At 50.5% G+C, this 14,472-nt stretch carries 11 protein-coding genes; 7 read left to right on the top strand and 4 right to left on the bottom strand.

Annotated features, from left to right (window positions below; genetic code table 11):
- Window positions 1-106: 106 nt before the first annotated feature.
- Window positions 107-1,987: a potassium transporter Kup gene (locus ACLHG7_RS05110; RefSeq protein WP_410209960.1), complete on the top strand. Its 1,881-nt coding sequence runs from the start codon at window positions 107-109 to the stop codon at window positions 1,985-1,987.
- Window positions 1,988-2,143: 156 nt separating this feature from the next.
- Window positions 2,144-3,451: an Nramp family divalent metal transporter gene (locus ACLHG7_RS05105; protein WP_410209959.1), complete on the top strand. Its 1,308-nt coding sequence runs from the start codon at window positions 2,144-2,146 to the stop codon at window positions 3,449-3,451.
- A 14-nt stretch (window positions 3,452-3,465) separates the two neighbouring features.
- Here the strand turns inward: ACLHG7_RS05105 and ACLHG7_RS05100 are convergent, their stop codons facing one another.
- A complete protein-coding gene (locus ACLHG7_RS05100; RefSeq protein WP_410209958.1) occupies window positions 3,466-4,161 on the bottom strand; it encodes a VIT family protein in 696 nt (231 codons plus the stop codon).
- Window positions 4,162-4,392: 231 nt separating this feature from the next.
- On the opposite strand from ACLHG7_RS05100, the gene ACLHG7_RS05095 reads away from it, so the two are divergent.
- Window positions 4,393-5,607, top strand: a complete 1,215-nt coding sequence (locus tag ACLHG7_RS05095) for an esterase/lipase family protein (protein WP_410209957.1) — start codon at window positions 4,393-4,395, stop codon at window positions 5,605-5,607.
- Here ACLHG7_RS05095 and ACLHG7_RS05090 read toward each other — a convergent pair.
- Window positions 5,558-7,957: a molybdopterin-dependent oxidoreductase gene (locus ACLHG7_RS05090; protein ID WP_410209956.1), complete on the bottom strand. Its 2,400-nt coding sequence runs from the start codon at window positions 7,955-7,957 to the stop codon at window positions 5,558-5,560. The genes ACLHG7_RS05095 and ACLHG7_RS05090 overlap by 50 nt on opposite strands.
- 328 nt (window positions 7,958-8,285) lie before the next feature.
- Here ACLHG7_RS05090 and ACLHG7_RS05085 point away from each other — a divergent pair, with 328 nt between their 5' ends.
- Genes ACLHG7_RS05085 through ACLHG7_RS05070 form a run of 4 tightly spaced genes read left to right on the top strand, consistent with a single transcriptional unit; the run spans window position 8,286 to window position 13,051 of the window.
- Window positions 8,286-8,993, top strand: coding sequence for a CerR family C-terminal domain-containing protein (locus ACLHG7_RS05085; protein WP_410209955.1), 708 nt, complete (start codon window positions 8,286-8,288; stop codon window positions 8,991-8,993).
- A complete protein-coding gene (locus ACLHG7_RS05080) occupies window positions 8,990-10,048 on the top strand; it encodes an HlyD family secretion protein (protein WP_410209954.1) in 1,059 nt (352 codons plus the stop codon). Before ACLHG7_RS05085 ends, ACLHG7_RS05080 begins: the two co-directional genes overlap by 4 nt.
- Window positions 10,048-11,580, top strand: coding sequence for a DHA2 family efflux MFS transporter permease subunit (locus tag ACLHG7_RS05075; protein ID WP_410209953.1), 1,533 nt, complete (start codon window positions 10,048-10,050; stop codon window positions 11,578-11,580). The genes ACLHG7_RS05080 and ACLHG7_RS05075 overlap by 1 nt, the downstream gene beginning before the upstream one ends.
- Window positions 11,581-11,593: 13 nt before the next feature.
- A complete protein-coding gene (locus ACLHG7_RS05070) occupies window positions 11,594-13,051 on the top strand; it encodes an efflux transporter outer membrane subunit (RefSeq protein ID WP_410209952.1) in 1,458 nt (485 codons plus the stop codon).
- On the opposite strand, the gene ACLHG7_RS05065 is transcribed toward ACLHG7_RS05070, so the two are convergent.
- Window positions 13,041-13,463 (bottom strand): EamA family transporter, encoded by a 423-nt coding sequence (locus ACLHG7_RS05065; protein WP_410209951.1) that lies wholly within the window; start codon window positions 13,461-13,463, stop codon window positions 13,041-13,043. The two genes, ACLHG7_RS05070 and ACLHG7_RS05065, sit on opposite strands and share 11 nt — an antisense overlap.
- Before the next feature lie 78 nt (window positions 13,464-13,541).
- A complete protein-coding gene (locus tag ACLHG7_RS05060; RefSeq protein WP_410209950.1) occupies window positions 13,542-14,387 on the bottom strand; it encodes an SDR family NAD(P)-dependent oxidoreductase in 846 nt (281 codons plus the stop codon).
- Window positions 14,388-14,472 lie beyond the last annotated feature (85 nt).

The raw sequence follows: 14,472 nt of genomic DNA, 5'->3' as shown, positions 1-14,472 counted from the left end.
TGGTCAACGTATCTGACCCTGCTATGATCCAGCGATAACATCAGAAAAAAGTCAGCGGCGAAAATAACTTTACTTCATTAACGAAGACGCTTGGGTAGTCAACATCATGACCGAATCCACCATAAAATCACCAAATACATCGACCATGGCACTGGGTGCTTTAGGCGTCGTTTTTGGCGATATCGGCACCAGTCCGCTATACGCTTTGACGACCTGCTTTCATAGCGATGGCGGCATTCCGATTGATCATGCCAATGTGCTTGGGATTCTATCTCTGATCTTCTGGTCACTCATGATTGTCGTATCTTTGAAATTTGCCATCATCATCATGCGTGCAGATAACAAAGGCGAAGGCGGTATCATGGCCCTGCTCGCACTCAATCTGCATAACCCTCAGTTCGGTCCAAAAATGCGTAATATTCTGATTGCATTAGGGCTCTTTGGCGCAGCGTTATTCTTTGGTGATGGGATTATTACCCCGGCAGTATCGGTGCTGTCCGCGGTTGAAGGCTTATCGGTGGGGACATCCATCTTCACCCCTTATATTCTGCCCATCACCATGAGTGTATTGGTTGCATTATTTCTGATCCAGCGTCGAGGCACCTCTGCTGTGGGGCGCTACTTTGGACCGATCATGCTGCTGTGGTTTATCGCCATTGGACTATTGGGACTCGTTAAAGTCATCGAACATCCGACCATTCTCGCGCTGGGCAATCCGTACTGGGCAATTCATTTCTTTGCCATGCATCCCATGACCGCCTTTATTACCATGGGAGCGATTGTCCTGACTATCACAGGAGCCGAAGCGCTCTATGCGGATATGGGGCATTTTGGTCGCAGGCCCATCCAGTGGGCATGGTTTGTCGTGGTCCTGCCTTGCCTTGTCTTAAATTATGCCGGCGAAGGCGTGCTGGTATTGCAAAACCCAGCAGCGATTGAAAATCCGTTTTATCTGCTCGTGCCGAAAATGCTGATGTACCCCATGATTGTGCTGGCCACCATCGCCACCGTCATCGCCTCACAGGCTGTGATCTCTGGGGTGTTCTCGATGGTCAGACAAGCGATGCAACTGGGCTATTTACCGCGTATGACTATTCTACATACCTCAGAGTCGGAGATCGGGCAAATCTATATCCCAGTACTGAACTGGCTATTATTGATCCTCATCATGATTCTGGTGGCGACCTTTAAATCCAGCGCCAGCCTGACATCAGCTTATGGTATTGCCGTCACCATCACCCTGTTCTGCGACACGTTGCTGGTAGCGTGTCTCATGTATTACACATGGCACTGGTCTCTGCCCAAAATGCTCTTGGTTGCGATCCCTTTTCTGGTGCCGGACCTACTGTTCCTCACGTCCAACATGCTTAAAATTACCGATGGCGGCTGGTTCCCGCTGTCCGTTGGGGTCATCACCTTTACGATCATGATGACCTGGAAGCGGGGCCGGACCCTAGTCTTGGAGAAGTTAAAAGCAGGCTCCCCGCCGCTCGACATCTTTATTCAAAGCGTGTCAAAGCATGCCTTTAAGGTCTCTGGTACGGCGGTGTTTCTCACCACCAATCAAAATATTGTGCCCAATGCCCTGATGCATAACTTAAAACATAACAAAGTCTTGCATGAAAAGAACATTCTGCTCACGGTCGTCGCAGAAGACGTGCCTTATGTCGATGTCGAATCGCGAGTACGCGTGGAGCAGATTGATGATCACTTTTATCGCTTAGTAGCGTGTTATGGCTTTAAAGAAAGCCTGAATGTGCCGCATGCGCTGGAGCAAGGCTTAGAGTTACTGCGCTTGCCGTGTGACTTTATGCAGATCAGCTTTTTCATCTCGCGCGAACGCATCCTGCATACCGTGGGCTCTGGCATGGCGCCTTGGCGTGAAAAGCTGTTTATCTCCATGACACGCAATACCTCGGCCATCAGTGACTACTTCCAGATCCCGCCTAATCGGGTTGTGGAGATTGGGAGTCAGATCGAGATTTAAGGGCGAGCTGATTCATCGCATAATGATCCAGACAAGGTCATTGCATGTATTGCTTCTTTGAACAATGAATTCCTAAAAAATAAGTCTGAATAAGCACATAACCTCCATCTTTTAGGTGTATAAAAACAATAAAGAGCGACAACAAGGATGCGTGCGATGAGTGAATCAGAATTTCATCTGCAAGAAAAAATCTCGCTCCCGCCTCCTGCTCAAGTCGGACGTGTGCGCAAGTTCTTTGCCAATCTGGGACCCGGCGTCATCACTGGCGCGGCGGATGATGATCCGTCCGGCATCTCCACCTATTCAGTTACGGGTGCCTCCTTCGGTTATATGCCGCTATGGATGGCACTCTTCTCCTTTCCACTCATGGTTTCTGTGCAGTTGATGTGCGCGCGTCTTGGACTGGTTACCGGTCGGGGATTGGCTGGCGCCGTCGCACTGCATTTTCCACGCTGGGTGCTCTGGGGCGCCTGTGGACTGTTGATCATTGCCAATGTGTTTAACATCGGCGCTGACCTTGCAGGGATGGCTGAAGCCAGCGAAATGATGACTGGGATTCCGGCATATTTTTGGACACCAATCTATGCGCTGCTGATCATTTCTTTATTATTTTTCTCATCTTATCGTCTGATTGCCCGTGTCTTTAAGTGGCTGACCCTCGTACTTTTTGCCTATATTTTGACCGCGCTTTTAGCCAAACCTGATTGGCATGCCGTGCTGCATGCCACATTTATCCCCCATGTTGAATGGAGTAGTACCTTTCTGACTACCTTCGTCGGCATCCTCGGCACCACAATCTCGCCGTATTTGTTCTTCTGGCAAGCGGCACAAGAAGTCGAAAATGGCCGCGCACAAGGCAAGATCACCGACCAGCAGCGTGAAGAAACGACCATCGAAGAGCTCAGTGACGTACGTACAGACGTAGTCGCGGGGATGTTCTTTTCTAATCTGGTGATGTTTTTCATTATCCTGACTACCGCATCAACGCTTCATGCGCACGGCATCACCCAGATTGAAACGGCTAAACAAGCCGCAGAAGCACTATGCCCTTTGGCTGGGGATAGTGCCTATCTGTTATTTACCATTGGCTTGATCGGCACGGGCATGCTGGCTGTGCCTGTTTTGGCCGGTTCTACCGCCTATGCGGTTGCAGAGGCCAAAGGTTGGCGGGGCACCTTGGACGACTCGCCGCGCCTCTCACAAAAGTTCTATGCAGTCATCGTCATCTCGATGCTCTTGGGTCTCATCCTTGATTTCGTTGGCGTCAGCGCCGTCAAGATGCTGTTCTATTCTGCGGTCTTAAATGGAATGTTGGCACCACCACTGATTGTGCTGGTGGTATTACTCACCAGTAAGCACGAGGTCATGGGCAAGCATGTCAGCTCACCGATCCTCCGCTGTCTGGGCTGGACCACCGCTGTCATTATGGGCGGCGCTGCGATTGGTATGTTTGTCACCTTATAACGACAAGACAAGGATTAGACAGGCGTTCCGAACAATGAACCAATCCACGCTGTGACAAGCATGGCCAAAATGCCACCGATGGTCACACGAACAATCCCTTTATACAGCGGCACGCCGCCCGCATAACTGGATAATCCTCCCGATATCATCAGCGCCAGCGTACTCACGATACCAATCACCAAGGCTGCACTATGCGCAGGACTCGACCATGCGGCCAAAATAGGAAAAATAGCACCTACGGTAAACGACGATGCCGAAGCCAATGCCGCATGAATCGGCTGCGCAGCCAGCGTTTTGGAAAGTCCGATCTCATCACGGGCATGCGCCTCTAAGGCATTCTTTTCCGTCAGTTGCACCGCAACCTCATGGGCAAGTGTGGGGGTCAAGCCACGTTCGACATAAATCTGTGTCAGCTCTTTGAGCTCAAATTGCGGATTGCGCTTCAGCTCCGCTTGTTCTTTGACGAGATCGGCTTGCTCAGTATCGGCTTGCGACTGGACCGAGACATACTCCCCAGCTGCCATCGACAAAGCGCCTGACACCAGACCCGCAATGCCAGTGAGCAACACCACCGAAGGCGCCGCACCACTCGCTGCCACACCGATCACTAGGCTAGCCACCGATAAAATGCCATCATTTGCCCCCAAGACCGAAGCACGCAGCCAGCCGGTACGATTGCTATAGTGAACTTCGTGATGAGCATGTGGCATGGTGGCTCCTGTTTGAGTCAAAAAAGCATGAGACGTACAGGTATATACCATGATTCATTTCAAAGTAAATCATGGGTTGAAGCATTCATTCTTTTGAAAGAGATCATTTGACTGTCTGTAAAACATGGATGGGCACCACATGTTAGATCACCAGTCAGATCATGAAAAGGATTGACATCAACAAGAACTGAGCATAAATTAGTGTACAAGTGTTCACTAAAAGACTTCCTCATGAATACACCTGCACTCATTTCTCAAGAACAACAATCACCCAATCCGTATCTCAGCGCACTCAATATGGCTGGAGCCGTGTTGCATCTCGCCATGCGTAGTGCGCAAGAAGTCACTCACCTTGCGGCAGAAGTGCATAGTACCATCACCGATATGCCTGCCCCATTGAACCAGACTCATCGTGCCAATCCGCACCGTGCGCCCTTAGCGTATCGCATTGTGGCCAGCAGCTTTGCTCTGCTGGCACGTTTTAGTCACCTGCTAACCACCCAGCAAACCGAGTTTAATCAACTGCCGACCTTACGTAGTCAGGCCGCATTGAATGGTGTTTGCGGCGATAAACTTGAAGCATGGGCCAGTCCTTTTGCCCTTACGCTGACCCTGCGTGGCGAGCGCGGCAGGCTTATGGATGCTACAGAGTGGGCATTGCCTTCAGACAAAGGGCATATCTTATTTCTACACGGTCTCTGCCATAACGATCTGGAATGGCAGCAATCTGAACATCATCAAGCGTTTTATCAGGAGTTAGAGACGGCAGGCTATCGTGTGGCTTGGCTGCGCTATAACACTGGACGCGCGATCCATGCCAATGGTCAAGGGCTCGCGGAGCTGCTTGAGCAGCACTTTGCAGATCACGGTCAACCGCTCTGGCTGATTGGACATAGCATGGGAGGCTTACTGATTCGCAGTGCCAGCCATTGGGCTGAGACACATCAGCATCGCTGGCTTAATCGCCTAAGCCATGCTGCCTATTTAGGCTCGCCTCACTTAGGGGCACCGTGGGAAGTCGTGGGTAATAAACTGAATAATATCTTGGGCATTACACCCTACACACGTCCTTTTATGCGCTTGGGGGATATTCGCAGTCGCGGCATCAAAGACCTGCGCGGCGCACATATCACGGTCGATCAAAGCATGCCGCCCTTAGTCGAAGGTGTCAATCACCTGCTCCTCGCCACCGCTTGGAGTGCTGCGCATACCGACAACTGGATTGGTGATGGTATCGTGCCTGTATCTAGCGCGCTGGCACAGGATGCCCAAGGGGACCGTTTGCACGCGCCTAAACTTAAGCGCGTGTTATTGAATGATATCCATCACATCGCGATTTTGGATGATGTACGGGTTTATCAGGAACTACGGCAGTGGCTGGGCATTGAGATGAATGCTAAACCACAGCCTCCTCTTCTGCTGACGTGGCATCCACAGCAACCTTAGTCACTGCTGTCAACTGACAGCGCACGTATTTCAGTGCGGGGATCGCGGTGTATTTATCGCGATCATTGACATCGGAAAGCTCATTTAACGTCACACCAGTACGCGTTGGCTTACCCGTGACAGGATCTGGATACTGCATATCAAAGATATTGGGCAGATGGAGATGTCCCTTGCGTGTGCTGGTATCGACTTTGACTGGCACCATCACTTCACCGCGTTTGGTGGTTAGTTTGACCATATCACCCGAAGCGACACCCACCTGTTCGGCATCCTCAGGATGAATCAGCATCGCATAATGGATATCCCGTCCTTTACGCCATGACGGGTCGCGCACGATGGTATTGGCGGTCCACCCCGTACGCATACCCGCATCCAGCACAAAAGGATAATCCGTGACCGCATCTTCCTGCCCCATAAGCGCTTCTAGATCAGCAATAAAGTCTGCCTGATACAAGCGTGCTTTCTTATCCAAGTAATGACAGAAATCCTCAAAGTTGCGTTCCTCATCCATCAGCCCCAAGACCACCCCTTCCGGATGCTCATTGATCAAATCAAAGACTTTTTGTGCGATGACGAAGGGATTCTTGATTGACTTAAACTCTGGGAACTGCAAATCAAACTGCTTGCGGCGCGTTAGCGCATAACCCACTGAAAGTAACCAGACATAAGCCATCAGCGGATTTTTAAGCTGCGGGCCGAGTGTTTCATACAAAGTAAAGAACAAACGACCGACCGTGGCGAGTATGCCCTCTTTGCTGAGTTTGCCTTTGAATGAGAGCGCACCAATCGCTGCCAGATAGGCTGGTGCATACAGCGGATTAGTGGCTTTGGCAGCTAAGCTATAAACCAGTTTTGATGCGGGTTTGACGATACCCATCGCCAGTGCCAGTCGATGATAAATTTCAATCTCAGGCAGCGCATCGGGTGAACCGCTGACCACAGGTGGCCGCACTTGGGCATAGATCACGTCTTTGGGAAATACTGCCATTTCCCATTTTTCATAACCGGCTGGCGTCGGGAGGACATAATCAGCCGCCTGTGCGGTTTCAGTCATGTTCGGCTCTATCACCACCAGCAGATCAAGCTCGGCAAAGGCTTCGCGGAAGCGCTTGGTATCCACATAACTGACCAACGGATTCGCACCATCGACGATCAGTGCGCGGATACGATGCGGATGAGAAGACAGGATCTCTTCGGGTATCAGATTGGGGGAAAACTGCATCATCGGTGCAATCAATGCCGATGCGATAATGTCCGACTCCAAAGGCTTTTGCAGACGCGGTAGGATTGGAAACTTCGGCCCAAACTGCTGTACGAAAACATTACCGCCACGTACACCCGTATTCCCTGTGATCAAAGACAGCATCCGAATCAGATAGCTATTGAGCGTCGTATTAATCCCATGATCAACACCTAAGTCATAGCAGATCGCGGCTGTTGGTGCCGCAGCAAAAGCGCGGGCTACCGCCTCGATATCTTCAATGGCAAGCTCAGTACGTCGTGCCATATCTTCGCGATCGACTTTTTTCAGCATGACCGCAACTTGCTCGAAGCCTTTCACTCTTTTGGCAATAAAGTCGCGATCATATAAGCCTTCCTGCACGATGATGGCATTGATCGCCAACATTAAATACACATCTTGAGCGGGCTTAATACAGAGATGAAAGTCCGCACGACGTGCCGTCTCGGTCAAGCGTGGATCCACCACCGCAATCTGGCGGTTGGGATCTTTGACGATTTCTTTGATGGTGTCGGTGGCATTCACCCCGCGATTACTAATCAGTGGATTGGTGCCGAGGTACAACACAAAATCGGCTTTATGCTCATCCCCAGCCAGATAGTGATCATGACCAGCCTTGAACAAACGACCATCGACTAGCGGATGCTGGATCTTTTCTTGACCTAACGCATTAAAAAATGATCCGGAACCAATGGCATAGAGCAGTGGTAATGCGCCAAACACATTGGAGTGATTACCCTGCCCACCTATGCCCGCGACCGCTACTGCGCGTGGCGCATAGGTATGGCGAATATGATTGAGCTTAGCGGCAATTTCCGAGATCGCCTGATCCCATGAAATTTGCGCAAACGTACCATCTGGCATTTTTTTAAGGGGATGCTCGACACGCTGCTTATGGTGGACGCTGTTTGGAATCGCGAAAGCTTTATTACAGATATAGCCTTTGGTCGTGGGATTGGTTTTATCAGCTTTGACTTTGACGATGATATTGTCTTCGATATCCAGTTTCACCCCGCAGTTATGCGAACAGAGGATACAAACACTCGACAGATCAGTGGCATGAGGCGGCACATGTGCTGCGCCTTGTTGAACTTTGGCTGGGGTCGTCATGGCAGATTTCCGTGGCTTTGGGGTCAACTGACCCATCTATGATGTATATCGTTTGAGTGAAGAATGTTTACGAACGTCACATTCATAGTAGGTACAAAAACAGAACTTGTCAATTTTGATTCAAAATGAGAGATCAAGGCGATGCAATAGCCTATCAACTCAACCTAATAAGAAATAGTTGCTTGCTCATTTCATATTAAATCACTCTTACAATCTCACTTCCTTATCAACAAAACTGATCTTTTGTACAAAGTCAATCGATTGATTTAATCAATCGATTGACTTATTATATTTTTCATCTAGCATCACCCTCCAAAAGAGAATCCTCATGCACGAGCACACCCCACCCTCTGCGAGCAATGAAAGTTCAGACCGCGGCGATGTTGCACGCAAAAGTCTTTTGGAAGCAGGCTTAAAAATTTATAGCGAAGTCGGTTATGAGAAAGCATCCACACGCCAGATCGCACAAGAAGCCGGAGTGAACATTGCCGCGATTCCTTATTATTTCGGCAGCAAGGAAGGTCTGTATTTTGCGGTGATTGATACCATCATTGACTACTATAAAAGCACCCTTGGGGTATGGATGACTCAAGTCCATGACGCACTGCAAGCGCCTGATATTGATCGGACTGAACTGAGTGCGCTACTGGAGCGCTTTCTGCGTCAAGTGGCTCACAGCGTTTTAGAACATAACCCCAAACGCGATCAGATCTCACTGATTTACAGCCGTGAACAGCTCGATCCCACCTCAGCCTTCAATCAACTGTACAAAGGGTTTGTATGTGACTTTCACGAAACCATCGCAGTGGTTGTTGCCCGAATCTTAGGCAGAGAACAGGTCACCAGCGATATCAGAATCATTGCCCAAACCCTCATGGGACAAATCACCGTTTTTAAATCCTCACGTCGCGCCATCCTGCTCAATATGGGCTGGAGTCAGTACGACGAAGCCAACATTGCCGAAATTGAACAAATCGTTATCTCGCAAGCCAGAGCCATCTTACAGGCTCATCAACACACGAGCGCCTCACTATGAACACCGATGCACCGACTGAGATCAAACAGAATTGGGTGGGCAGAAATCGTCTCTTTTTGATGATAGGCGTGCCCGTGATTCTGATTATCATCGGTCTCTATTTGTATTTAACGGGCGGACGCTATGTCAGCACCGATGATGCCTATGTCTCCGCAGCTCGCGCCTCGGTCAGCACCAATGTCTCGGCACGCGTCAGCGAAATTCTGGTGTCGGATAACCAGTTCGTCCATAAAGGGGATGTGTTATTCAAGCTTGATAATCGCGCTTTTGTGATTGCTGAACGCGAAGCCGAAGCGCAATTGGCGACCGCACGCTTGCAGATTGACTCGACCAAAGCCAGTTATCAACAAAAATTGGCGGGATTTAAATCCGCAGAAGACAATCTTGCCTATCAAAAACGCGAGTACGCACGTCAGCAAAAACTCGCCGCAGCAGGCATCTCCTCACAGGCCCAGCTCGACAAGACACTGCAAGACCTACAGACCGCCGAACAGCAAATTCAGGCCGAGAAGCAGGGTGCAGATACTGTCCTTGCCAATCTAGGCGGTAATGCCAATCTGCACAGCGATGACAGTCCTTCTGTCCAAGCTGCTGTTGCGGCGCTGGATCGCGCTAAGCTGAATTTGTCGTATACCAACATCACTGCTCCAATTGACGGCGTTGTCACCAAGGTCGAGCAATTACAAGTAGGGGATTATGTCGCGGCGGCAACGCCTGTATTTTCTTTAGTTTCTAAATCCAATGTCTGGGTTGAAGCCAACTTCAAAGAAACCGATCTCACCCATATGCGTGTTGGTCAGGATGTCAGCATCGATGTTGATGCCTATGGCAGTAAAGCGCTCACAGGCAAAGTGGTCAGCATCAGTCCGGGCACCGGCTCCACTTTTTCATTGCTACCTCCTGAAAACTCGACGGGCAACTGGGTCAAGATTGTGCAACGTCTTCCCGTGCGTATCTCAATCAATAATGTCGACAACCTTGCCTTGCACAGTGGTTTGAGTGCCATTGCCAAAGTTGATACGCAGTACCATCGCTCGCTATTTGGGAGTCATTGATGAGTATCTCGCCTGCACTCAGCAAGAATCGCGTGATCATCACCATTGCAGTGATGCTCGCAACGATCATGCAGGCACTGGATACCACAATCGCCAATGTGGCATTACCCCGTATGCAAGGCACCCTGTCAGCTACTCAAGACCAGATGACTTGGGTGCTGACCTCCTATATCGTTGCCGCAGCGATCACCATCCCCTTAACAGGCTGGCTCGCCAATCGTTATGATCGGCGCTTGATCTTTCTGATTTCGATTGCAGGTTTCACCCTTGCTTCGGCACTGTGCGGTCTTGCCGAAAACCTGCCGCAGATTGTGTTGTTCCGCCTGCTGCAAGGCATCAGCGGCGCAGCTTTAGTGCCGCTCTCTCAAGCGATTCTGTTTGATATCAATCCACCCGAACGTCACGGCAGTGCCATGGCGACATGGGGCGTTGGAGTTACCATGGGACCGATTCTGGGTCCGGCACTGGGCGGTTGGTTGACTGAAAACTACAACTGGCGCTGGGTGTTTTATATCAATGTACCCATCGGAATTCTGGCGTTTTTAGGACTGTTGTTCTTTCTGCCCAAGCGTCCGGGCAATCCGCTCAGTCGTTTTGACTTTCTGGGATTCATCTCGCTCAGTTTAGCCATAGGTGCATTACAGCTCTTTTTGGATCGCGGCGAGCTAAAAGGCTGGTTCTCATCCCCCGAAATCGTGATTGAAGCGCTGGTTGCGGGGATTGGACTGTATATCTTTGTGGTGCATATGTTTAGCCACAAAAGCCCATTCTTGAACCCGGCTCTGTTCAAAGACCGTAACTTTCTGACCAGTAATGTTTTTATCTTTGTCGTAGGTGTGGTGCTGTTCGCAACACTGGCGCTGATTCCGCCGATGTTGCAGGGGCTGATGAACTATCCGGTCGTCACCACAGGTCTGGTCACTGCACCGCGCGGGATCGGTACTATGCTCGCCATGATGATCGTCGGGCGCTTGGTGGGACGCATCGAGGTACGGGTACTCATCGCCTTTGGTCTGGTACTAACGATCATTTCACTCTGGCAGATGACCCAGTTTTCTTTGCTGATGAACGAATGGCCGATGATCATTTCGGGCGTGCTGCAAGGCTTCGGTGTGGGTTTGGTCTATGTGCCGCTCAGTACGGTAGCTTTTGCGACATTGCCACCGCATCTACGCACTGAAGGTACGGCGTTTTTTAATCTGATGCGCAACTTGGGCAGCAGTGTCGGCATTTCGATGGTGCAAATCCTGCTGACGCGCAACACTCAGATCCTGCATGCCAGCCTTGCTGAACATATCACGCCGTTTAACCCCGCGGCACAGCCTGCACTGCAAGCAGCGAAGATCGATCTGGCAAGTCCGCAAAGCCTCGCCATCCTCAACAACGAAATCACGCGTCAGGCTGCCATGATCGCTTACCTCAATGATTTCAAACTGATCATGATTATGGCGATTGTGCTGTTACCGCTGTTGGTCTTTATCCAAAAAGCGCGGCAAAAACCGTCTAACGAACACCCTGTGGTTATGGAATAAGGTCACCTTTAGTATGTCTACACATCACGTCATGAAACCGCTGTCAGTGTTCATCCTGACCGCTCTACTGTCCGCATGTATGGTTGGACCGGACTTTGTCAGACCCACCGCCCCGACCACACCCAACTTTACGGCGGGGGGGGATCAAATCACTACTGGTGATCAGCGACTGGTCAGTGGTCAGGCCGTATCATCCGTCTGGTGGCAATCTTTTGCATCCGCGCAGCTTAATGATGTCATGCAACAAGCACTGGCTGGCAATCTGACCTTGCAGGCGACCCAAGCGACCTTGGCACAGGCACAGGCGCAAGTTCAAGCTTCGGCAGGGGCACTGGATCCTCAAGTTTCCCTCGGGGGCACGGCTGGACGCCAGAAATATGGCGCAACCCTGTTTGGTCCGAGCGACTTCCATATTCCACCGTTCACCTATTATTCAGTGGGTCCACAAGTCAGCTATCTACTGGATTTTGCAGGCGGAAAACGCCGCAGCCTTGAGCAGCAGAAAGCGCTCGCGGCCTACCAAGCCTATCAAACCCAAGCGGCGCGCTTATCATTGACCGGCAACGTCGCAGCCCAAGTGATCGGTTTGGTCTCGGCGCAGACCCAGATTGCAGTCATCCAGCAAATCCTGATCGACGACCAAAAAAATATTGCCCTAATCCAGAAGGCCAAAATCATTGGTTCAGCAACTCAAAATGATCTTTTGAGTTTGCAGAGCCAATTGGCAGCCGATCAGGCACTCTTGCCGCCTTTGCAACAACAGCAGAGCACAGCCACTCACGCACTCGCGATCCTCGTTGGTAAAGCCCCAGCCGACTGGCAGGCGCCACATTTTGATGTGAATGAATTCCATCTACCTGCGGCACTGCCGTTAAGCCTGCCCTCATCACTGGTGCACTACCGTCCAGACATCATGGCGGCAGAATCTCAATTACATGCAGCAAGTGCCACAATCGGCATGGCAACCGCCAACCTCTACCCCAGCCTGACCCTGACAGCCAACATGACTCAGCAGGCGTTGACCCCTGTCGATCTTTTTAAATCGACGGCGAATGCATGGGCGATTGCAGGCGGACTCAGTGCACCGCTGTTTAATGGCGGGACGTTACGTGCAGAGAAGAAAGCGGCGGAAGCGGCCTATCAGAGTGAACTTGCGAATTATCAGCAGGTGATCTTGCAGTCCTTTGGTCAGGTCGCGGATGTGTTGAAAGCCTTAGAGCATGATGCAGAACAAATCAAGACTCAGCAACAGGCTCTCGATGCAGCTCAATCTTCTCTCAAACTGACCGACTTAAGCTACCAACTGGGCAACAGCGGCGTCCTCCCACTGCTAGATGCGGAACGACTCGCTCATCAAGCCCGGCTGTCATTGGTTCGAGCCAAAGTACAGCAGTATCAGGACACCGCTTTACTTTATCTCGCATTGGGTGGTGGAACCCTGTCAGAGAATCCACAGCAGCCTATTTCTTAGAAATAATCACGAGTCCCAGTACAATACACGCTGCGCCAGCAACCATGCGCAGTGTGATCATTTCCCGCAAGATCAACCACGCCAGCAGAATTGCCACAACTGCACTGCCCTTATCAATCAATGCAATGGTAGAGACTTCACCGAGTTTGAGAGCTTTGTAATAGTAGATCCAAGACAGCGTCGTGGTGATGCCAGACAGACCTAGCCAGAATAGATTCTTGCTATTGACCTGAGCCAGCTCCTGACTGGAGACAAAGAATAATGCAAAGCCTAAGACAAACACCGACACGAATACCGTGCGGATGGTCAGTCCAAGTTCACCCGATATCCCCACCAAGCCCTGCTTGGCGATGACCGAGGTGAAGCCGGCAAAGAACATGGAAATAAAAGCAAAGAAGACCCAGTTTTTCATCACTGTACTCAACGCTAAAAACCGCAGGCAAAGATAGGTTGATCTTTGCCTTACCCCAGACTTAAATCCTAATACCCTTTAATGCTTCTGTGCATAATCCTTTAATTTGCGAAAAGGCTTGCTACGCTGAACCGCATCAATGAGCGATGGCGTAAAACGCTTGCCGGCGTACATTGCCCAAGCTTCGGGACTGACTGGCACGACTGCGCGGTTATGGGTGACTGCATTCACAATCGCCTCAGCGACATGCTCAGGGCCATAGTTGCGCTTGCGATAAATATCGGCAATCTTCGCTTGTGCTTGCTCTGCGGCACCATGCGCACGCATCGCTTTGACGATATTAGTATTGATCACGCCGGGGCAAATGGCACTGACACCAATATTGTACTCGGCAAACTCAATACGTAACGATTCACTCAAGCCCATGACCGCATGCTTGCTGGCCGAATATGCCGCCATTTCAGGCGCCGCATAGTAACCGGCCATAGAGGCCAGATTAACAATATGTCCTGATTTACGTTCTGCCATCTTCTGACCAAAGGCTTTACAGCCATGGACCACGCCCATCACATTGATATCCAGTAACCAGCGCCAATCTTCAATCGGCGTACTTAAAAAATCACCGGAACTGGCGACACCGGCATTATTGACCAGCACATCCAGTACCCCATGTTGGGCATGGACACGATCGGCCAGCCACTGCATCGCCTGCCAATCCGACACATCGGCGATTTCTAAAATCGCATGGTTATCTTTGGCGGCAAGTAGCTGTTTGGTCTCTTCCAATGCAGCAAGGTTACGGTCACAGACAATAAGCTTAGCGCCCAGATCAGCAAATTTGAGCGCGGTCGCACGACCAATCCCCGAGCCTGCGCCAGTGATCAGAATCAATTTATTGTTAAAATCTTTCAGATGATGACTCATGGTTGCCCCAACGCAATGAATAAAAAGCAGCGTTCAAAAAATGACGCCTATACAGACCAGTCTAATTCAAACCACGCCAGAAAAA

This window comes from Aquirhabdus sp. (genome assembly GCF_046462495.1).
In the GTDB taxonomy this organism is placed as follows: Bacteria; Pseudomonadota; Gammaproteobacteria; order Pseudomonadales; family Moraxellaceae; genus Aquirhabdus.
Note: the sequence above shows the minus strand (reverse complement) of the source record. Positions and strands in the feature narration are given on the sequence as shown.